At 69.5% G+C, this 19566-nt stretch carries 16 protein-coding genes and 1 tRNA gene; 7 read left to right on the top strand and 10 right to left on the bottom strand.

The features are described 5' to 3' along the window. Positions 1 to 486, top strand: a 486-nt coding sequence (locus Q7S93_RS10260) for a tRNA-ribosyltransferase family protein (RefSeq protein WP_304713790.1), incomplete at its 5' end; no start/stop codon positions are given. Here Q7S93_RS10260 and Q7S93_RS10255 read toward each other — a convergent pair. Next, positions 471 to 1064: a hypothetical protein gene (locus Q7S93_RS10255; protein WP_304713789.1), complete on the bottom strand. Its 594-nt coding sequence runs from the start codon at positions 1062 to 1064 to the stop codon at positions 471 to 473. The two genes, Q7S93_RS10260 and Q7S93_RS10255, sit on opposite strands and share 16 nt — an antisense overlap. A gap of 117 nt (positions 1065 to 1181) precedes the next feature. Between Q7S93_RS10255 and Q7S93_RS10250 the strand changes: the two genes are divergently transcribed. Then, positions 1182 to 1256: transfer RNA gene (locus Q7S93_RS10250), tRNA-Lys, on the top strand. Positions 1257 to 1295: 39 nt separating this feature from the next. Here Q7S93_RS10250 and Q7S93_RS10245 read toward each other — a convergent pair. From Q7S93_RS10245 to Q7S93_RS10215, 7 genes are all read right to left on the bottom strand, one after another. Further along, positions 1296 to 1742: a copper chaperone PCu(A)C gene (locus Q7S93_RS10245; protein WP_304713788.1), complete on the bottom strand. Its 447-nt coding sequence runs from the start codon at positions 1740 to 1742 to the stop codon at positions 1296 to 1298. Continuing rightward, positions 1739 to 3067 carry a PepSY-associated TM helix domain-containing protein gene (locus tag Q7S93_RS10240; RefSeq protein ID WP_304713787.1) on the bottom strand — a complete coding sequence of 443 codons (1329 nt, stop codon included), beginning with the start codon at positions 3065 to 3067 and terminating at the stop codon, positions 1739 to 1741. The genes Q7S93_RS10245 and Q7S93_RS10240 overlap by 4 nt, the downstream gene beginning before the upstream one ends. A 52-nt stretch (positions 3068 to 3119) precedes the next feature. Continuing rightward, positions 3120 to 5153, bottom strand: coding sequence for a TonB-dependent receptor family protein (locus Q7S93_RS10235; RefSeq protein ID WP_304713786.1), 2034 nt, complete (start codon positions 5151 to 5153; stop codon positions 3120 to 3122). A 108-nt stretch (positions 5154 to 5261) separates the two neighbouring features. After that, on the bottom strand, positions 5262 to 5678 hold the full coding sequence (locus Q7S93_RS10230) for a DUF2946 family protein (protein ID WP_304713785.1): 417 nt from the start codon (positions 5676 to 5678) through the stop codon (positions 5262 to 5264). A gap of 49 nt (positions 5679 to 5727) precedes the next feature. Beyond that, positions 5728 to 6705 (bottom strand): transglutaminase family protein, encoded by a 978-nt coding sequence (locus Q7S93_RS10225; protein WP_304713784.1) that lies wholly within the window; start codon positions 6703 to 6705, stop codon positions 5728 to 5730. 8 nt (positions 6706 to 6713) lie between these two features. Continuing rightward, positions 6714 to 7649 (bottom strand): alpha-E domain-containing protein, encoded by a 936-nt coding sequence (locus tag Q7S93_RS10220; RefSeq protein ID WP_304713783.1) that lies wholly within the window; start codon positions 7647 to 7649, stop codon positions 6714 to 6716. Beyond that, positions 7646 to 9091, bottom strand: a complete 1446-nt coding sequence (locus Q7S93_RS10215) for a circularly permuted type 2 ATP-grasp protein (RefSeq protein WP_370652128.1) — start codon at positions 9089 to 9091, stop codon at positions 7646 to 7648. The genes Q7S93_RS10220 and Q7S93_RS10215 overlap by 4 nt, the downstream gene beginning before the upstream one ends. A 236-nt stretch (positions 9092 to 9327) precedes the next feature. Between Q7S93_RS10215 and Q7S93_RS10210 the strand changes: the two genes are divergently transcribed. Together Q7S93_RS10210 and Q7S93_RS10205 are read left to right on the top strand one after the other, a co-directional pair. Then, a complete protein-coding gene (locus Q7S93_RS10210; RefSeq protein WP_304713782.1) occupies positions 9328 to 11106 on the top strand; it encodes an autotransporter assembly complex protein TamA in 1779 nt (592 codons plus the stop codon). Next, on the top strand, positions 11103 to 15287 hold the full coding sequence (locus tag Q7S93_RS10205; protein WP_304713781.1) for a translocation/assembly module TamB domain-containing protein: 4185 nt from the start codon (positions 11103 to 11105) through the stop codon (positions 15285 to 15287). The genes Q7S93_RS10210 and Q7S93_RS10205 overlap by 4 nt, the downstream gene beginning before the upstream one ends. On the opposite strand, the gene phhA is transcribed toward Q7S93_RS10205, so the two are convergent. Together phhA and hspQ are read right to left on the bottom strand one after the other, a co-directional pair. Beyond that, the gene (gene phhA / locus Q7S93_RS10200) at positions 15281 to 16162 is read right to left on the bottom strand and encodes a phenylalanine 4-monooxygenase (RefSeq protein ID WP_304713780.1); all 882 of its coding nucleotides are present in this window, start codon (positions 16160 to 16162) and stop codon (positions 15281 to 15283) included. The two genes, Q7S93_RS10205 and phhA, sit on opposite strands and share 7 nt — an antisense overlap. An 81-nt stretch (positions 16163 to 16243) precedes the next feature. Continuing rightward, positions 16244 to 16573, bottom strand: coding sequence for a heat shock protein HspQ (gene hspQ, locus Q7S93_RS10195; protein ID WP_304713779.1), 330 nt, complete (start codon positions 16571 to 16573; stop codon positions 16244 to 16246). A gap of 165 nt (positions 16574 to 16738) precedes the next feature. Between hspQ and Q7S93_RS10190 the strand changes: the two genes are divergently transcribed. The 3 genes from Q7S93_RS10190 to guaB form a co-directional block, all read left to right on the top strand. After that, on the top strand, positions 16739 to 17836 hold the full coding sequence (locus Q7S93_RS10190; protein ID WP_304713778.1) for a Ppx/GppA phosphatase family protein: 1098 nt from the start codon (positions 16739 to 16741) through the stop codon (positions 17834 to 17836). Then, positions 17833 to 18549, top strand: a complete 717-nt coding sequence (locus Q7S93_RS10185) for an RlmE family RNA methyltransferase (RefSeq protein ID WP_304713777.1) — start codon at positions 17833 to 17835, stop codon at positions 18547 to 18549. The genes Q7S93_RS10190 and Q7S93_RS10185 overlap by 4 nt, the downstream gene beginning before the upstream one ends. A 106-nt stretch (positions 18550 to 18655) precedes the next feature. Further along, the coding region (gene guaB, locus Q7S93_RS10180; protein WP_304713776.1) for an IMP dehydrogenase at positions 18656 to 19566 on the top strand (911 nt) is incomplete at its 3' end.

Raw genomic sequence — 19566 nt, 5'->3', positions numbered from 1 at the left:
GACGGCTACGCCATCGGCGGCCTGGCGGTGGGGGAGGGCCATGAGGCCATGTGCGAGGTGCTGGACTATGCGCCGGGCCTGCTGCCCGCCAACCGGCCGCGCTATCTGATGGGGGTGGGCAAGCCCATCGACCTGGTCGAGGCCGTGGCCCGGGGGGTGGACATGTTCGACTGCGTCCTGCCGACCCGGTCGGGCCGCCATGGCCAGGCCTGGACCTGGAACGGTCCGGTCAACCTGAAGAACGCCCGCTTCGCCGAGGACGATACGCCGCTGGACGAGACCTCGACCTGTCCGGCCAGCCGGGACTATTCCAAGGCCTATCTGCACCATCTGGTGAAGGCCGAGGAGATCCTTGGGCAGGTGCTGTTGTCCTGGCACAACATCGCCCACTTCCAGGCCCTGACGGCCGCCATGCGCGGGGCCATCGCCGAGGGGCGGTTCGAGGCCTTCCGTCGCGACTTCCGCAGCGCTCAGCGCACGGGATAGCGGGGGCGCAGCTCCTGCTGGATGACTTGCGGCTTTTCGCGCCCATGGTTGGGGGTGGCCGGCGGGTTGCAGCCTCGGGCCTCGCCCAGCCCTTTCAGATAGGCCCGGCGAACGCCGCCGGCGATGATGGCGCTCTGCACCGTCTTGTCGTGCCGCTCGGCCCCGCTCAGCTGCCGCACCCAGCCGCGGAAGGGAATGACGTCCTGGGCCAGGCCGGCCACGGCGCCGAGCGCGGTCGTGCGCCCCTGGTCGAGCAGGTCATCCTCATCGACGGCGTCTTCGTCCAGATCCGCACCCAGGGCCTGGCTCAGCGGCCGGATCTCCGCGATCAGGCTCTCGCAGGTGGCGGGATAGGGCCGCCGATAGGGATCGGCCTGGGCCTCCAGCAGGATCGGCGGGATCTTGGTGCGCAGCACATTGACGTCCCGCAGGGGCGAGATGACGGCGCCCTGGACGCTCTCGCGGTTAGCCTGGGACGAGGTCTGGATGCGTGGCGACCCATCGGCCCGGGTCGTGGTGCAGCCCGCGGCGGCCAGGGCGGCGGTGGTAAGGAGGATTAAGCTCAGGGTACGGGACATATCCCCATCCTACTCGGCCCTGATGAACGCAGGAAGGCCAAGCCTCACTTGCCCGAGTCGGACCTGCGCCCTATGGTCCGCCCCCTTCGACCCGGCGCCCACTCCGCGCCGCGTCATGGGCCGGTAGCTCAGTGGTAGAGCATTCGACTTTTAATCGAATGGTCGTGGGTTCGACCCCCACCCGGCCTACCAATCTCCGCGTCCCCCGTTGTGAGGGACGCGGTGTTTGGATCAGTGTTCCATCGCGTGCGGCGCTGAGCGGATCTGGGCCGTGACGGTGGCCGGCGGGGCCTTCTCGAAGTTCAGGGTCAGGGTGACCTCGCCGCCTTCATCGAGGCCTGAGGTCGGACCAATCAGCATCAGGTGCTCGGCGCCGGGCTTGAGCGCCGTGGTCTCGCCGGCGGGCAGGGGCAGGCCATCCTCCAGCTGGCGCATGCGCATGACGCCGCCGTCCATGGTCATGGTGTGGATCTCAACCCGCTCGCCGGCCGGGCTCTGCGCGGCCACCAGCCGGTCGTCCGCCGCGGAGTCCAGGGTGACATAGCAGCCGACCGCCGGGGCGCCGGCCACGGCAGGTCGGCACCAGGCGTCGCTGGCGGTCACGGCGGGCTCGACCTGAGCCTTGGGGCTGCAGGCGACCAGCAGGGCGAGGGGCGCGATCAGCAGGATGGGTTTCATGCGTGGGCTCCTGGAGAAGGGACGGCTGGCCGGGTGGTCAGACGCTGGAGGATGAGGTCGATGGCCATGCCGACAATGAGCGAGGCGCCGACCAGGGGGAAGAGCAGGGCCAGCGGCGTCACCACCGCGGCCAGAAGGATGTAGCGCCGCCGGCTAAGGGGGCGGGGCGGGACGCCGAGACGTCCCCTGGGTCGCCGGATCCACCACATGGCCAGGCCGCTGAGGGCCAGGATCCAGATGGCGACGCAGCCGGCCAGCATGATCCCGCGATTGAGCGGGCCGTACTGCCGACCCTGGTGGGTGGCGACGCCCCATTCGATGGCCTGGGCCGCTGGTCCGAAATCGCCATAGCCTATGTCGGCGACGACCTTGCCGGTGGGATCGATATAGAGGGTCCGCTGGTCTTCGGCCTTGGCCGCCATGTGCGTGACGCTCCAGGCCAGGGCCGGATCATCGGACAGGGCGATGGTGAAGGGCCGGGGCAGGTCCTGGGCCAGGGCGGTCTGAACCGCGGCGTCGAGGGTCGCGGCGCGGTCCACAGGGACCGGGGCCGAGCTGTGGATCAGATGCTCGCCCTGCAGCGCCCAGGGCGCGGCGCCATGGGCGGCGTGCCCGGCGGCCGGACCGGGCGCCCAGGCGCCGGCGGCGGGCGGGGCGGCCGGCCGGCCCCAGCCGGCGGCGTTGGTCAGGGCCCGGGCCTGCTGCCCCCAGACCGCCGACCAGGGCATGCCGGTCAGGGCCAGGAAGACGATGACAAGGCCGGCGAAGCTTCCGGTCCAGCCATGGACGCGCCGCCAGAGCGTCCGTGACCCTGGGGCGAGGCGTTGGCTTCGCCTTGGCCACCAGAGGATCGCGCCGGTCGCCACCAGGACGATGGCCCAGCCTGCGGCCAGTTCGGGCAGCAGATTGGCCTGGGGGCCCAGCAGGGTCAGGCTGTGGAGGTCCTTGACCCAGGCCATCGCCCCATCAGGCGGGGTCTCGCCGAGGACGGCGGCGCTGGCCGGATCGAGGTGGAGCCGGGCGAGATCTCCCACCGGACGACGCACCAGAGCCTCGGCCGAGCGGCCGTCGGCGGGCACGGTGATCCGGGTGACGACACCGCCCGTTGCGGCTTCCGCCGCCGCCAGCCACCGCGATGGCTGGATATCGGCCGCCGGAGGCGCGCGGAGGACGTCGCCATAGATGGCGGAATCGATCTCGTCCTTGAAGAGATAGGCGCCGCCGGTGGCCGCCATCAGCATCAGGAGGGGCAGCACCAGCAGGCCGGCGATGAAGTGAAGCCGCCAGACGGCGCCATAGCCTCTGAAATCGGGTCTTGCAGACATGTGGGGCAGGTCTCCATGACGGCGGCCGGCGTCCCGGCCACCGCCCGTGTGATCAGAAGTCGAGGATGAGGCCGGCAAACAGCGAGCGGCGGTCGCCGGGCCAATAGGCGCCCGTGGCGGCCGTGGCCGTGATCACCGGCTGCACGTTGGAGACATAGGCCTCGTCGGTCACATTGCGCAGATCGACGAAGACGCTAAGGCCGGGTCGGAAGGTCCAGCCTGCGTTGATGTGGGCCACCGCATAGGCGGGCGCGCGGGTGGTGTTGGCGAAGTCCACAAAGGCGCCTTGCGGCGTCCACTCCACCGAGGGGGAGACAAACCAGCCCTGCGGCGCCTCATAGCGAAGCTCGGCCCTATAGAGGTGTTCGGGCGCGACCGGCAGGCGGTTGTCGCCGTACTGCGGATCGTCCCGGAAGGCGAAGTCCGACCAGGTGTAGGTCTGGCGCAGCCGCCAGGCCGGGGCGAAGCGCCAGTCGAGCGCCGCCTCGAGTCCCCGGTGATAGGTCTCCTCGGCGTTGAAGGTGGTGGCCGGGCGATCCTGGCTGACGCTGAACTGCAGCAGCTCCTTCTCCAACTCGGCGTGATAGAGGGTCACGTCCCAGGTAAAGGCGCCGCGCCGGCCCCGGGCGCCGGCCTCGTAGGTCACGGCCTCCTGCGCCTCCACCGGCGCGAAGCCGGCATTGGTGGGGGAGAGCGACCCGAAGTTCGGCGGCTCCACCGAGCGGGTCACATTGGCGAACAGCTGCGCCCCGTCCGGCGCCTCCCACAGGAGGCCGATGCGCGGGGCGATCCAGTCGAAGTTTCGCGAGGCCTTCAGGTTGAAGGTCCCGGCGACGCCCGGCACGGCGCGGCTGTCATAGTCCCGCTCGGCGATCCCATAGGTCGCCCCGGCCACGACGGCCAACTGATCGGTCAGGAACAGGCGACCTTCGCCGAACAGGTCCAGGGCGCGGGCGTTCTGGTAGGAGATCGACCGCAGGTCGCCCCGCGATCCCGCCCGATTGACATAGAAGTGGGAGTCCAGGTCGCCCTGCCGGCCCCACAGGCCGCCGAAGGCGTCGGCCCGCCGACCGGCGATCTCGCCCGCCCAGTCGAGCTTGGCGAAGACGCCGTAGTTGCGGCTTTCCTGGGCGATGACCTGGAAGATGGGATGCTCCAGGTTCTTCCAGATCCCATAGACGCCGACGCTGAGCGAGATGTCGCCGGCGATGGCCCAGTTCAGGGTCGCTGCGCTGCGCAGGGCGCGCACGTCGCGGGCATAGTCATTGGCGATGTTGCCCGCCGTCGCCTGATAGGGGTCGGCGTCGAACTGGGCGCGGGTCAGGGCGCCGGGGATCTCCTGCTTGATGTCGGCGCCGTTGAGGATCAGGCGAACCTCGGCGTCCTCGCCCAGGTCGCGGCCGACATTGAGGCTGGCGAACTGGATGTTCTGCTGGCTCTGGGGCCGCGGACCCTGGCCCGTCTGGTTGGTCACGGCGATGAAGCCGTCCCAGGCGCCGCTCTCGCCCGCGGCGGCCGCGTGCTGCCGCAGCATGCCAAAGGCGCCGCCGTCCAGGCGCAGGCGCAGGTCATAGGGCGCCGTTTCGCCGGTCGGGGTGACCATGTTCACCGCCCCGCCCAGCAGCGCGCCGCCGAAGCGCAGGGCGTTGCCGCCGCGATAGACCTCCACATAGCGGGTGATCAGGGGATCGGCGATCTGGCTGTCCCCATAGCCGTCGGCCTCGTTGAGCGGCAGGCCGTCCTGGGCCAGCAGCAGGCCGCGGTTGTGGTTGGCGTTGCCGAGCCCTGAGCCGCGGATCGAGAGTCGGATGTCGCCGCCCCACTTCTTCTGGGCGAACACGCCGGGCGCGTCGCGCAGCATGTCGTCCAGCGCCAAGGCAAAGCGGTTCTCGTAGGATTCCGCGGCCACGACCGAAACGCCGCCGGGGGTCTCCGACAGTCGCTGGCGGGCGTCAGCGACGACGGCGGGGTCTTCGGGATCGGGCCGGCCGGTCACGATGACGGAATCGACGGTGGTCTGGGCCTGGCCCGCGCAGGGCAGGGCGAGAACAAGGAGGGCGCCGCAGGCGCCTAGGGTGGTCTTCATCGAAAAATCCCCCGGCCGCCGCACGGGCGGCCATCGCAGGTGCAGGACGCCGGGCGCGGCCATGCGGCCTCCGCCCGGGATTCATGTCAGGACCGGCGTACGCCGGTCTCAGGCCTGCAGTTGTGGGGGGCCTCGGGGTGGGGGCGGGGGCGCGGCGAGGCCGCGGCCCGGGGCGATGTCGCCCGAGATGTCGTGACCTGCGGCAGTGACCGGCTGGAACTCCGCCGGCTGGGCGCTCAGAAGGTCGGGCGCGGCAGCGGCGACGCTGTGTCCGGCGAAGACGCAGGGGCTGTGACGCGCGCCGTCGTCATCCTTGTCCGAGGGTGCCGTATCGTCGGCGGCCGCCGCCATGTCGATCATCCCCTGGGCCGTACAGAGCACCAGGTTGAATCCGGGGCCCTCGGCCTGCGGCGGGGCGGCCATGTAGCCGGGGGGGATGAGGATCTTCAGCCCGAGGGCGACCATCGCCAGCATCAACAGGATGCTGTGCGGGAGACGTGCCGGTCGGGTCGCTGAACGCTTCACGCGCTCGCCATAGGCCAGGCCTGCGCCCTTGGAAAGAGGCGTGAGCGACCTATTGCTGCTGTTGCTGCTGCTGGTCGTGCAGGCCGGTGGCGGGATTGGGCCGCCGCCGGGCGTTGCGGCTGAAGGTCGGCTGCGAGATGCGGAGGAACTCCGGCTCGGTGATCGCCGCCCGGGCGCGCCGGACCGAGACGCCCACCGCCAGCTGGCTTTCGGCGTCCCCCTTGTAGACGCCGCGGGAGGGCGGCACGTCGCTGTAGTCGCGCCCGACGGCGGCGGCGACGTGGCGCTCGCCGGCCATCACATTGTTGGTGGGGTCGAAGCCGATCCAGCGCAGGCTGGGCAGGAAGACCTCGACCCAGGCGTGGGTGGCGTCGGGATCGGAACGGTCGCCGCTGTCGCGATCGGTGAAGAGGTAGCCCGACACATAGCGCGCCGGAATGCCCCAGGCCCGGCAGAGCGCGATCATGATGTGGCTGAAGTCCTGGCAGACCCCGCGGCGCTCGCTCAGGGCCTCGTCGATCGGACTGTCGGCCTCGGTGACCCCGGTCTCATAGGCGAAGGACTCGTAGATGATCCTCGACAGTTCGCTCACCGCCGTGAGCGGATCGCGCTGCCGCAGGCGGCCGATGTCGTGATCGGCGGCGAAGGCGCGCAGCAGATCGGTCTGAACCGCGAAGCCATGCTCGCGCAGGAAGTCGAACTGGTCGCCCTGCACGAAATCGCTGCGCAGCCGGTCCCATTCGCCCATGTCGAGGGCCTCGGGCAGGGGGATTTCAGGCTGCGTCTCGACGGCCGAGCGGGCCACGATGGTCAGGCGGTCGTGCGGCTGGGGCACATCGAAATGGTAGACCGCGTTGCCGAAGGTGTCGGCGTAGGAGAACAGCTGCGTGCCCGGATCGATCTCCAGGTCGAAGCTCACCAGCCGCTGGCGCGCGCCCTTCTGGGGCTGCATCCAGACCTCCATGAGGCTTTCGCGAACCGGGGCGGCGTAGTGGTACTGGGTGACGTGGCGGATTTCGAGAAGCACGGGATTCCTCAGGCCGGAAGGCGCATTTCGAGGGGATAGGCCACGAAGGCGTCATAGACCCCGCGGTGGATTTCGCCGCACTCGGCCAGCACGCCCTCCAGAAAGGCGTGCGACCCGTCGCGCTCGATCTCGCCCATGTCGGCATATTGCAGCCGCGCCTTCAGCCGGCCGGCCAGGCGCTCTGGCCCCACATGGACGGCCTCGGCGTGACGGCTGAGCATGGAAAGGTGGGCCTCGATCTCATCGGTGCAGAAGCGGATGGAGCGGGGGAACTCGGCGTTGAGCAGCAGGAATTCCAGGATCGGCCGGGCGCGGACATCGGCGGTATAGGCCCGCAGATAGGGCTCCAGGGCGCAGCTCATGCGCAGCACGGCCGTCAGGGTCGGGTGGTCGAGCTGTTCCACGCCGCGCCCGAAGCAGACCTCCAGCAACCGTCCGATCAGCTGGGCGCGCTCCAGATGGGCGCCGAGCAGCAGGAACCGCCACCCCTCGCCGTGGCTCATGGTGGCGTCGGCCGCGCCCTTGAACAGGTGCAGGTCGGCGATGATGTCATGCAGGAAGGCCGAGGAGCCGTCATTGAACGACTTGGCCGCCGTGGCGCCCGACAGGCGCAGATGCACCAGGTTCAGCCGCTCCCAGGTCTCGCTGGTGATCTGGTCGCGGACCTGGCGGGCGTTCTCCCGGGCGCGGGCCAGGGAGGTGACCACCGAATTGCCCTCCAGCCGGTCCAGGGCCAGGGCGCGGGCGGACTCGAAGGGGTTGGCGATCTTTTCCGGCGTGGCTTCGCCCACCGCCGACAGGGCGATGCGCGCCACCTGGGCGGCGGTCTCGGCCCGGTCGAGGGTGGCGGTGAGCATGATGTCCGACAGGCGCGCCACATGCTCGGCCCGCTCCACATAGCGGCCGATCCAGTAGAGGCTGTCGGCGACCCGGGCGAGCATCATGACGGGTCGACTCCGGTTTCGGCCAGCACCCAGGTGTCCTTGGAGCCGCCGCCCTGGCTGGAATTGACCACCAGGGAGCCCTTGCGCAGGGCGACCCGGGTCAGGGCGCCCGGGGTCACGGTGATCTTCTCGCCTGACAGGATGAAGGGCCGCAGATCCACGTGGCGGGTGTCCACCTCGCCGTCGATCAGGCAGGGCGCGGTGGAGAGCTGGATGGTCGGCTGGGCGATGTAGTTTTCCGGATCGGCCTTGATCGCCGCGGCGAACTCCTCGCGCTGGGCCGTGGTGGCGTGGGGACCGATCAGCATGCCGTAGCCCCCTGAGGCGCCCACCGCCTTGACCACCAGCTTGTCCAGATTGGCCAGGACGTGGTTGAGCTCGGACGGCTCGCGGCAGAGGAAGGTCTCGATATTGGGCAGGATCGGCTCCTCGCCCAGATAGTAGCGGATGATCTCCGGGACATAGGCGTAGACCGCCTTGTCGTCGGCCACGCCCGTGCCCGGCGCATTGCACATGACCACCGTGCCGGCGCGATAGGCGTTGAACAGGCCCGGCACGCCCAGGGACGAGTCCCGGCGGAAGGTGAGGGGGTCGACGAAGTCGTCATCCACCCGGCGATAGATCACATCGATCCGCCGCAGGCCCGTCGTGGTCCGCATATAGACCAGATTGTCATGGACCACGAGGTCGCGGCCCTCGACCAGGGGCACCCCCATGAGGCGGGCCAGATAGGCGTGCTCGTAATAGGCGGAGTTGTAGACGCCAGGCGTCAGCACCACGACCTGGGGATTGGGCCGCCACTCCACCATGCTGCGCAGGGTCGAGAGCAGCAGATCCGGATAGCGGTCGATCTGGCGCACGCCGGCCAGCCGGAAGGTGCCGGGGAAGGTGCGCTTGGAGGCCTCGCGGTTGGCCAGCATGTAGGAGACGCCTGAGGGCACCCGCAGATTGTCCTCGAGCACCGCATAGGCGCCGTCTTCCTGCCGAATCAGGTCGCTGCCGCAGACATTGGCGTAGGCTTGGTGGGGCACGTAGAGACCCTGCATCTCCCGCCGGTAGGATGGCGCGCCGAGCACCAGCTCCCGCGGCACCACCCCGTCCTTGAGGATCATCCGCTCGCCATAGATGTCGGCGAGGAACAGGTTCAGCGCCTGCAGGCGCTGGGTCAGCCCGTTCTCGATTCGCGCCCACTCGTCGGCCGGAATGATGCGGGGTAGCAGGTCGGTCGGTATGATCCGCTCGGTGGTGCTCTCGGCGCCATAGACGGTGAAGGTGATGCCCTGCAGCAGGAAGAAGCGCTCAAGGGTCCGCTGGCGCTCGTCCAGTTCGCCGGGGTCCATGGCCGCCAGTCGCCGCGCCAGGGCGGCGAAATGCGGTCGGACCGACCCATCGGGGGCATGCATTTCATCGTAGGGCGGATTCGCCTCCGCCGCCTGGGCCATGGCCCGGTCGATCTCTTCGGATCTTTGCGCTGTCGCCACGCCCTACTCCACCCACGCTCCCGTCCTCGAAACCGCAAGCCGGGACGACAGCCTAGAGACTGTGGCGTTGAACGTCCTGCGCTATTGTGGGCGCCGCAAATCCAGGCGCCGGAAGATTAAAACTCAGGCGAGTCCGGCGGGGTGACACGGGCTCCGTGCGTCGCTACAGGGATGTCCGGGGGCTGAAGGGTGATTGCGTGGGACGAAGTGTCTTCGCAGCCGTCGCCACGGCTGCCCTATGTGTCTACGGCGCCGGCACGGCTCGCGCCGAGCCGCGTGCTGATGTGCGCGGGGACATCAACAGCGATCTTCGGGAGCGAATCGTCGGCGCCATAGGCGAGGCCGATCAGCCCGTGGAAAGCCTGTTCCAGGCGCGCCGTCGCGCCCGGGACGCGGCTGAGGACGCCATCGCTGTCCTGAGGTCCGAGGCCTACTACGCCTATGGTGTCGAGGCCGACGTGAGCGAGGCTGAGCCGCCGCGTCCGGTCGTCGAGGTGGAGCCTGGCCCTCGGTTTGTGTTCGCTGATCCGCAGGTGGCCTGGACCGGCGAGGCGCCTGACCAGGAAACCCAGGCCAAGGGCCGCGAGGCCATGGGCATCACGCCCGGCGATCCCGGACGCTCGGCTGACGTGGTGGCCGCCGAGGGGCGGATCGTCGCGGCGGTGCGGGGGTCCGGCTATGCCGATGTCTCGGCCGACCCCCGTGAGGTGATCGTCGATCATGCCGATGATACGGTGCGTCCGACCTTCCGGATCGATGCGGGTGGTCTGGTTCGCCTTGATGGGCTCGTCCTCAACACCGAGGGGCGGACTAATCCCGCCTGGCTGGATCAACTGCGGCCATGGACCGTCGGCGACGTCTTCGATCCGGAGGATGTCGCCGAGCTCGAGCGGCGCCTCCTCGACACCGGCGTCTATAACTCGGTCACCGTCGCCCTCTCGGCGCAGGACGATGTGGATGAGGAGGGGCGTCGCCGGGTCCTGGTCGGCCTGGAGGACCGCGAGCCGCGCACGCTCGAGGTCGGCGCCAGCTATTCCACCACCGAAGGATTCGGCGTCGACACCCGCTGGAGCCGATACAATGTGCTGGGCCGGGCCGACACCCTGGCCCTGGTGGCGCGGGTTTCGGAACTGGACAGCCGCCTGGGCGCCGACCTGACCCTGCCGCACTGGCGGCGCGCCGCCCAGACCCTGCACATGAATGCGGGCGCCTATCGCAATGAAACCGACGCCTTTGAAGAGACCGGCGTGGGCGTCGGGGCTGACCTGCGTCGGCGCTACGGCGCCAATTCCTTCGTCACGGTCGGCGGATCCCTCGACCTGACCCGCAATGACGAGAAGGACGCCCGCACCCTCTCGCCCCTGGGCCGTGACCTGATCATCGGCGCCGTGTTCGGCGCGGTGTCCCTGGACCGCTCCAATGATCTTCTCGACCCGACCCAGGGCTGGCGGGCGGATCTGCGCCTGGAGCCCACCTACATCGCCGGCGACGAGAGCTTGCCCTATCTGGAGATCGCCACCCAGGGCGTCGCCTATCTGCCGCTGGATTCCCAGGCCCGCACCGTCATGGCCGGCCGGCTGAAGATCGGCAGCCTGGCCGGGGGCAAGCTGCCCGACATCCCGGCGTCCCGGCGGTTCTACGCCGGCGGCGGCGGCTCGGTCCGTGGCTATGCCTACCAGGCGGTCGGTCCGCGACTGGAGGACAACACCCCGCGCGGGGGCCTGTCCCTGATCGAGGTCAGCCTTGAGGCCCGTCGCAAGCTGACGGAGCGCTGGGGCGTCGTGGCCTTTGTGGACGCCGGCTCCGTGGGCGACGAAACGACCCCGACGGGCGAAAATATGAGCGTCGGCGTCGGCGTCGGGGTTCGCTACGATCTCGGCTTCGGACCCATTCGCGCCGACATCGCCATTCCGCTCGACTCCGACAAGCGCGATGGCGTCTTCCAGATCTATCTCAGTATCGGACAGAGCTTTTGAGCGTCGAAGATCATGTCGAGCCTGAAGCGCCTGCCGGCCGCCGAAAGAGCCTGAAGCGGCGCCTGGCGGTGGCGGCGGTGGTTGTGGTCGCCCTGGTCGGCGCCCTTTTCGCCGCCGTGCGGTTCGGTGCGATGGCGCCGCCGACTCTCGGGCTGATCGAGGCGCGCACCGACGGCCTGGCGATCGGACGGTTCGGCAATCTGAAGATCGAGGGCCTCAGCGGTGACCTGTTCCGCGACTTTCGGATCGGCAAGCTGACCATCGCCGATGAGGCTGGGGTTTGGCTCGAAGCCGAAAACATCGCCCTGCAATGGAATTACCTGCAACTCCTGCGGCGGCAGTTCCACGCCGAGCGGGTGACGGCCGAAGAGGTGCGGGTGCTGCGCCGCCCGATCCTGACGCCAAAGAAGGATGAGACCGGCGGCCTGCCGGTCAGAATCCTGATCGACCAGGCCCAGCTGCGTCTCGCCCTGTCGCCGGAGTTCAGCTACGAGCGTGGGCTCTATGACGTCACCGCCAACCTGGATCTCCGCCGTCGGGGCCGCGGCCAGGCCGGCGAGATCAAGGCCCGCAGCCTGCTGCGGCCGGGCGATCACCTGGACGTCCGCTTTGATCTCGGCAAGACGCGGCCGCTGTTGATCGATGTCTCGGCCTTGGAAAGCCAGGGCGGGGCTATCGCCGGTTCGCTGGGCCTGCCCGCAGACCAGGCCTTCCGCCTGGAGGTGGACGCCGCCGGCGCCATGGCCGAGGGGCGGTTCGAAGCCGTCGCCCAGTCCGGCGAGACCACGCCGTTGCGCGCCAACGGGGGATGGAACCGGCAAGGGGGCCGGGCCGTCGGTCGGCTGGCCCTGGACGCCTCCAGCCTGACGGCGCCGATCGCCGCCCGGCTTGGGCCCCTGGTCACCTTCGACATCCAGGGGCAGGGGGTGGACGAGGGTCTCTACAACCTCACCGCCCGGCTGGCGGCCGACAATCTGACTCTTCGGGCCGTGGGCCAGGCCCACCCCGGCGAACGGCGGACCGGACCCCAGGGGCTCAGCCTGGTGGCCGAGACGGGCCAGCTATCTCAACTCACCGGCGGGCCGGAGACCGGCGCGACGCGGCTGGCCGGCGTGCTGCGCGGGCAAGCCGACGACATGACCTTCGTCGGCGAGGTCCGCGCCCAGTCCCTGGCGGCCGGCGGCTATGCTCTGCGGCAGGTGAGCGGGCCGGTCGAACTGACCCGCAATCGCCGGGGCGTGGCGATCGACGCTGATCTCGCCGGGGCCGGGGGGACAGGCGATGGCTATCTGGCCGCCCTCCTGGGGGCCGCGCCCACCCTGTCGCTGACTGCTGAGCGCCTGGCCGACGGGCGCGTCCTGGTCCGCAATCTGGACGCGGCCGGGAGCGGTCTTGTCCTCGAGGCCAGCGGAACCCGCGGCGTGTTTGGCGGCCTGAATGTGCGCGGCTCGACCCGACTCTCGAACCTGGCGGCGGCCCGTGCCGGGGCCTCGGGCCAGGCCGGCTTCACCTGGTCGGCGGAGCGGGGCCGACAGGCGAACGCCCCGTGGCGTCTGCGGCTCGACGGCCGCGGCCAGGGCCTGGCCACGGGCTATGCTCAACTGGATGAACTGCTGGGCGCCGCGCCGCGGATCGAGGCGCGGGCCACCCTGGCCAATGGCCGGTTCGCCCTCGACAGCGCCGCCCTCGACGGCCAGCGGCTGCAGGCCGAGAGCGCCGGTGTCTACGGCCCGGACGGGGCGCTGCGTTTCAAGGTGGATTGGAGCGCCGAGGGGCCGTTGCGCGCCGGACCGGCCGAATTCACCGGTGACGCCGAGGGCGCCGGCGCACTGACCGGAACCCTGGCGGCGCCTCAGCTCGACCTGACGGCCCGCTTCGACGAAATCGATGTGCCGCGGATGCCCCTGCGCGACGCCCGGCTGACCCTGAGCTTTGGCCGCAGCCGCAGCGCTGGATCGGCCGGTCAGGTGGCCCTGGCCGCCGACAGCCAGTACGGCCCGGCCCGGGCCCGCGCCGACTTCGCCTTGCCGGCGTCCGGGGTCGATCTCAGCGATATCGCCCTCGATGCCGGCGGCGTGACCCTGAGCGGCGACCTTGTCCTTCGCAGCTCGACGCCGTCCCGAGCCGACCTGCGACTGGCGATCGGTCCTGGCGCCTTGATCTCGCGGGGCGAGGTCGCGGGCCGGGTTCGGATCGTCGATGGCCCCGAAGCGCCCCTGGCTGATCTCGACCTGACCGCCCGCGAGGTGGTGCCGGTCGGGTCGGACCTGGCCATCGTGGCGGCGAGCCTGAGCGCCAGCGGCCCGGTGGACCAGCTCTCATATGACCTATCGGCCAGAGGCGGCTATTCGGGCGAGCGTTGGACCGTCACCGGCCAGGGCGCCCTGGCCGAGGCTGAAACCGCGCGGACCCTGACCTTCATGGGGGAGGGCGGATATGGCGGCCGCGAAATGTCCACCGTCCAGCCGGCCATCTTCCGGTTCGGCGAGGGGGTGAGAAGCGGTCAGATCCTGTTGGCGACGTCCGACAGAGGCCGGATCAATATCGACGCCCGGCTCGCCGGCGCCCTGGCGGAGATCGAGGCGCAGATCACCAATGTCGGCCTCGACGTCCTCAATCCCGATCTGGCGGGCCAGGTGAACGCCAATCTCACCCTGACCGGCCGCGGCGAAGAACTCGTCGGCTCCCTGGGCGCTCGCCTGACGGACGCCCGTGGTCGCGGCGCCCCCCGCGCCCAGGGCCTGGACGCCACCCTCGAAGCGGTCCTCAACGACGAGATCCTGACGATCAACGCCGAGGCGACCAACGAGCAGGGCCTGCGGGCCGAGGCGGACCTTTCGCTGCCGACCGTCGCCTCGGCCAAGCCCCTGCGGTTGGCGATCAACCGCCAGGCGCCCGTGCGCGGCCAGGTCTTCGCCGAGGGCGATGTGGAGCCGCTCTGGGCGCTGCTGATCGACGGCGACCGGACGCTGGGCGGCCGCGTGCGGCTGAACGGCCGTATCGCCGGCACCCTGGCGGACCCCATCCTGACCGGAAGCGCGGCCATGGAGAACGGGCGCTTCGATGATGCGCCGACCGGCCTCAGCCTGCGTGAGATCAATGTCAGCGCCGCCCTGGCCGAGCGGACCATCGAGGTGAGCGAGGCCCGGGCCGTGGACGGCCTTGGTGGTCGGCTCGACGGGGCGGGCCAGATCAGCCTGTATCGGGGCGGGGTTTCGGGTTTCCGCCTCCGGCTGAACGGATTCCGGCTGATCGACAATGACATCGCCGAGGCCGACGCCAGCGGCGAGGTGACCATCAACCGCAATGCTGAGGGCCGTGTCCGTCTCTCCGGCGATCTCACCATCGACGAGGCCGAGGTCGCGGCCAATCCGCCTACCCCCTCGGGCGTGGTCTCGATCGATGTCATCGAGCGCAACCGGCCGCTGGAGCTGGACCTGAAGCAGAACCTGCGGGCGACGCCGCAGCGCCGCGGCGAGGGCTGGGCCCTCGACGTCAAGCTGAACGCCGCACGCGGCATCTTCATTCGCGGGCGGGGCCTGGATGTGGAGATGTCCCTCGACGCGGCCGTCACCGGCTCGACCTCACGGCCGATCCTGTCGGGGGAGGCCCGTGTGGTGCGCGGGGACTATGAGTTCGCCGGCAAGCGCTTTGAGTTCGACCAGCGCGGCGTGGTGCATCTTTCGACCTCGCCTCAGAACATCCGCCTCGACCTGACCGCCACCCGGGACGATCCGGCCCTGACGGCGGTGATCCGGGTGAGCGGCACGGCGGCCAAACCCAGCATCCGCCTGACCTCCACCCCGGTGCTGCCGGACGATGAGGTGCTGTCACAGGTGCTGTTTGGCCGATCAGCCTCCCAGCTTTCGACCATTGAGGCGGCGCAGCTGGCTGCGGCGCTGTCGTCCCTGGCTGGCGGCGGGGGCTTCGATATCGTCGGAAACCTCAGGGAGTTTGCGGGCCTGGACCGGCTCAGCCTTGGGGGGAGCGAGGCTTCCGGCGTGACGGTGGCCGGGGGGAAGTACCTGACCGACGACGTCTATCTGGAGATCATCGGCGGCGGCCGCGCCGGGGCGACGGCCCAGGTCGAATGGCAGGTGCGGCGCAATCTCTCGATCATCTCGCGCCTGACCGGCGAGGGCGACAGCCGCCTGGCCGTCCGCTGGCGGCGGGACTACTGAGCCGCCGGGCGGCTGCGGTGGTAGTTCTGCGCGCCCCGGTGGATCACAGCGTCCGTGGCGGCGACCTCGCCGATGGGAATGTCGTCCAGGGATTCGAGCTGGCGGTAGACAGGGGCGAAGTCCTGCAGACTGGCCTCCAGCAGGTCCTCCAGAGACGGGATGACAAAGTAGGTCGGCTGGAAATCATCGATCCGATAGGGGGTGCGCATCACCCTGATCAGATCGAACGCCAAGCGGTGCGGGGAGGCGTCTTCGAGGCTGAACGCCGTCTCGGTTCGCGATGAGACGATGCCGGCCCCATAGATCCTGAGCCCCTGGGGCGTCTGCATCAGGCCGAACTCCACCGTGTGCCAGTAGAGCCGCGCCAGATGCGCCAGGTGGCCCTGGCTGAGGGCGCGACGGCCGCCCCGGCCATAGGCGGCCATGTAATCGGCGAAGACGGGATCGGTCAGCATGGGGACATGGCCGAACACGTCATGGAAGATGTCTGGCTCCTGCAGGTAGTCCAGCTGGTCCGGCCCTCGGATGAAGCGGCCGGCGGGGAATCGCCGACTGGCCAGATGCTCGAAAAAGACATCGTCGGGGACCAGCCCCGGGACCGCCACGATGCGCCAGCCGGTCAGGCGCTCCAGCTCGGGGTTGATGCGGGAGAAATCAGGTATGCCGCCCCTGTGCAGGTCCAGGGCGTCCAGCCCCCGCAGGAAGGGCGCGCAGGCCCGGTCCTGCAGCAGGTGGGTCTGGCGCTCATAGAGGGTGGTCCAGACCTGGTGGTCCTGGTCGCTATAGTCGTCCCAGTTCTGGGGGATGGTCCAGTCGGCCGCCGCGCCGTCAGGGGGACTGAGTTTGGGGGGACTGAGTTTGACGATCTCGCTCATGGCGCCAGCATGCGCGGCGATGCCGGAAAAATCCGTTCGAAATCGGCGTTTTACCCGCCGGACGCAGAACAGAAATTGCGCCTAGTGACCGATCCGGGGACGAAGCGTGTAGTGGTCGCCCTTGAAGGACTCGAACAGCAGGGCGGCCTGCGGATGGCCCACGGGTTCGCCGGTCTCGTCAGGCAGCAGGTTCTGCTCGGAGACATAGGCGACGTAGGCGCTCTCCTGATTCTCGGCCAGCAGGTGGTAGAAGGGCTGATCCTTGTGCGGCCGCACGTCAGGGGGAATGGACAGCCACCAGTCCTCACTGTTGGCGAACTCGGGATCGACGTCGAAGATCACACCGCGGAAGGGGAAGATGCGGTGGCGAACGACCTGGCCGATGGCGTATTTGGCGCAACGAGGTTCCATGACAATCTTTTATGCACCACGTTTCCTGACCGGGAGGTGAACGTAGTCATCCTGTCACACTGTGCAAGGCGACGCCTTTCGGCGGGCGAGCGGCCTTGCTACAGTCGCCTCTGAAATGAGCCGGTCGCAGATTTTGACCGACGGCGAGGGGACAGGTGGCGGTCCATGTCTGAGGCGCCGAGAGCGCCCGACACCAGGTTGCGTGCGCGGGACAGAACGACAAAGGACGGGCCGTGCTATGCCGCGCTCGATCTGGGCACGAACAATTGCCGCCTGCTGATCGCCACGCCGGCGGCCACGGGTTTTCGGGTGGTCGAGGCCTATTCGCGAATCGTCCGCCTGGGGGAGGGCCTGTCCCAGACGGGCCACCTGTCGGAGGCCGCCATGGACCGCGCGCTCGCCGCCCTTTCCGTCAGCGCCGAAAAGGTTCGCCGCCGCCGGGTGGTGAAGCTGCGCGCCGTGGCCACCCAGGCCTGCCGCTCGGCGGCCAACGGCGAGGCCTTCATCGCTCGCGTGGCCAAGGAGACCGGGCTCGATCTTCAGGTCATCACCCCGCAGGAAGAGGCCCGTCTGTCCGTCGCCGGCTGTCTGGGCCTGCTGGACCATGAGGCGCAGGCCGCCCTGGTGGTCGATGTGGGCGGCGGATCGACGGAGATGTCCTGGGTCGATCTGAGCGGCCAGCCGGAGACCGATCGGATTCCCCCGATCAAGGCCTGGCTGTCGATCCCCATCGGCGTGGTCACCCTGGCTGAGCGGTTCCCCGAAGGCGCCACGGCCACGGAGTCCTGGTTCCGGGCCATGGTGGACACGGTGAAGGCCGAGATCTCCGCCTTCAAGCGCGCCGATCCCCTGCGGCCGATCTTCGAGGCCGACGCCGCCCATCTGATCGGCACGTCGGGCGCCATCACCAGCCTGGCGGGCATGCATCTGGGCCTCGAGCGCTACGACCGTTCGCAGGTGGACGGCATCTGGATGACCCGGGCCCAGTGCGATGGGGCCGCCCAGATGCTGCTGTCCCTGACCGCGACCCAGCGGGCGCAGCAGCCCTGTATCGGTCCCGACCGGGCCGATCTGGTCCTGGCGGGCGCGGCCATCCTGCAGGCCGTGCAGGAACTCTGGCCCTGTTCGCGGGTGCGGGTGGCCGACCGGGGCCTGCGTGAAGGCGTGCTCATGTCGCTGATGTCGGATAAGGGCGGACGGCGCCGTCGGCGCCGCGGCCCCCGCCGCCGTCGCAGCGGGGCGCGATCCAAGGTGGAAGCATGACCGAGCCGCCCCCCCGCAAGCGCATGGTGCGCCTGCCCACCGCCGGCAGCGACGAGGGCCGGTCCAAGCCGGCGCGCCTGAAGACCGCCAAGCAGCGGACGCCGTCGTCCCAGGCCTGGCTGGAGCGCCAGATCAACGATCCCTTCGCCGCCAAGGCCCGCGCCCACGGCTATCGCTCGCGGGCGGCCTATAAGCTGATCGAGATCGACGACAAGTTCCACTTCCTCAAGCCCGGCGTCCGGGTCATCGATCTGGGCGTCGCCCCCGGGGGCTGGACGCAGGTGGCCATCGAGCGCGGGGTGACCCACATTGCGGCCGTGGACCTGCTGCCGGTCGATCCCATGCCGCCGGCCCACATCCTGCAGATGGACTTCACCGATCCGGAATGCGGGCCGATGCTGATCGACTTGCTGGGCGGACCGCCGGACCTCGTGCTGTCGGACATGGCGCCTAACACCGTGGGTCACCGCCAGACCGACCACCTGCGCATCGTCGGCCTGATCGAGGTGGCGACCACCTTCGCCATCAGCGTGCTGAAGCCCGGCGGCGCCTTCGCCATCAAGGCCTTCCAGGGCGGCGAGGTGGGCGATCTGATCCAGAAGTTGCGCCTGGACTTTGCGAGCGTGAAAAACGTCAAGCCCAAGGCCAGCCGTGCGGACTCCTCGGAGACCTATATCGTGGCCACCGGCTTCAAGGGGCGGCCCGAGGGCTGAGGTCCTCCTCGCAGCCCTTCCGACGCTAATTCGCGTCCCATCGACCACAAGCCTTGCCCCTACCGCAGCGGACGGCTTATACGCGGCTCGCAAAACGGAGAGTCTCATGGAGATTCGCGAAGGCCTCACCTTCGACGATGTTTTGCTCGAACCCGGCCCGTCCGAGGTCATGCCCACCCAGGTGGACACGACCACGCGGTTGACCCGGGAGATCCGGCTGAACATTCCCATCGTGTCCTCAGCCATGGACACCGTCACCGAAAGCCGCCTGGCCATCGCCATGGCGCAGTCCGGCGGCCTGGGCGTGCTTCACCGCAACTTCACGGTCGACGAGCAGGCCGATCAGGTCCGCGAAGTGAAGCGCTATGAAAGCGGCATGGTCATCAATCCGCTGACCATTCACCCGGACACCACCCTGGGCGAGGTCCGCGAGATCAAGGCCAGGCGCCGCATCTCGGGCTTCCCCGTGGTGGAGCGGGACACCGGCAAGCTGGTGGGCATTCTCACCAACCGGGACATGCGCTTCGAAGCCAGCGACGCCACCCCGGCCAGCGCTCTGATGACCACCCAGGGCCTGATCACCGTCGCCGAAGGGGTGGAGCAGGCCGAGGCCCACGACCTTTTGCGCCGTAACAAGATCGAACGGCTGATCGTGGTGGACGACGACTATCGCGCGGTCGGCCTGATCACCGTCAAGGACATCGAAAAGGCCCAGGCCCACCCCCTGGCGGCCAAGGACAGCAAGGGCCGCCTGCTGGTCGGCGCCGCCTCCACCGTCGGCGATACGGGCTATGAGCGGTCCATGGCCCTGATCGACGCCGGGGTGGACGTGGTGGTGATCGACACCGCCCACGGCCACAACGCCGATGTGGGCCGGGCCGTGGCCCGCCTGAAGGCCGAAAGCAACCGCGTCCAGATCATCGCCGGCAATGTCGCCACCTATGACGCCGCCAGGGCCCTGATCGACGCGGGCGCCGACGCGGTGAAGGTCGGCATCGGCCCCGGTTCGATCTGCAC

Source organism: Phenylobacterium sp. (assembly GCF_030646615.1).
Taxonomy (GTDB): Bacteria; Pseudomonadota; Alphaproteobacteria; order Caulobacterales; family Caulobacteraceae; genus Phenylobacterium.
This window is presented reverse-complemented; position numbering and strand designations above follow the sequence as displayed.

Coding starts and splice junctions, on each gene's coding strand:
- Q7S93_RS10255 (WP_304713789.1), bottom strand. CDS start 1,064: ATGTCCCGTACCCTGAGCTTAATCCTCCTTACCACCGCCGCCCTGGCC.
- Q7S93_RS10245 (WP_304713788.1), bottom strand. CDS start 1,742: ATGAAACCCATCCTGCTGATCGCGCCCCTCGCCCTGCTGGTCGCCTGC.
- Q7S93_RS10240 (WP_304713787.1), bottom strand. CDS start 3,067: ATGTCTGCAAGACCCGATTTCAGAGGCTATGGCGCCGTCTGGCGGCTT.
- Q7S93_RS10235 (WP_304713786.1), bottom strand. CDS start 5,153: ATGAAGACCACCCTAGGCGCCTGCGGCGCCCTCCTTGTTCTCGCCCTG.
- Q7S93_RS10220 (WP_304713783.1), bottom strand. CDS start 7,649: ATGATGCTCGCCCGGGTCGCCGACAGCCTCTACTGGATCGGCCGCTAT.
- Q7S93_RS10215 (WP_370652128.1), bottom strand. CDS start 9,091: ATGGCCCAGGCGGCGGAGGCGAATCCGCCCTACGATGAAATGCATGCC.
- phhA (WP_304713780.1), bottom strand. CDS start 16,162: ATGAGCGAGATCGTCAAACTCAGTCCCCCCAAACTCAGTCCCCCTGAC.
- hspQ (WP_304713779.1), bottom strand. CDS start 16,573: ATGGAACCTCGTTGCGCCAAATACGCCATCGGCCAGGTCGTTCGCCAC.
- Q7S93_RS10190 (WP_304713778.1), top strand. CDS start 16,739: ATGTCTGAGGCGCCGAGAGCGCCCGACACCAGGTTGCGTGCGCGGGAC.
- Q7S93_RS10185 (WP_304713777.1), top strand. CDS start 17,833: ATGACCGAGCCGCCCCCCCGCAAGCGCATGGTGCGCCTGCCCACCGCC.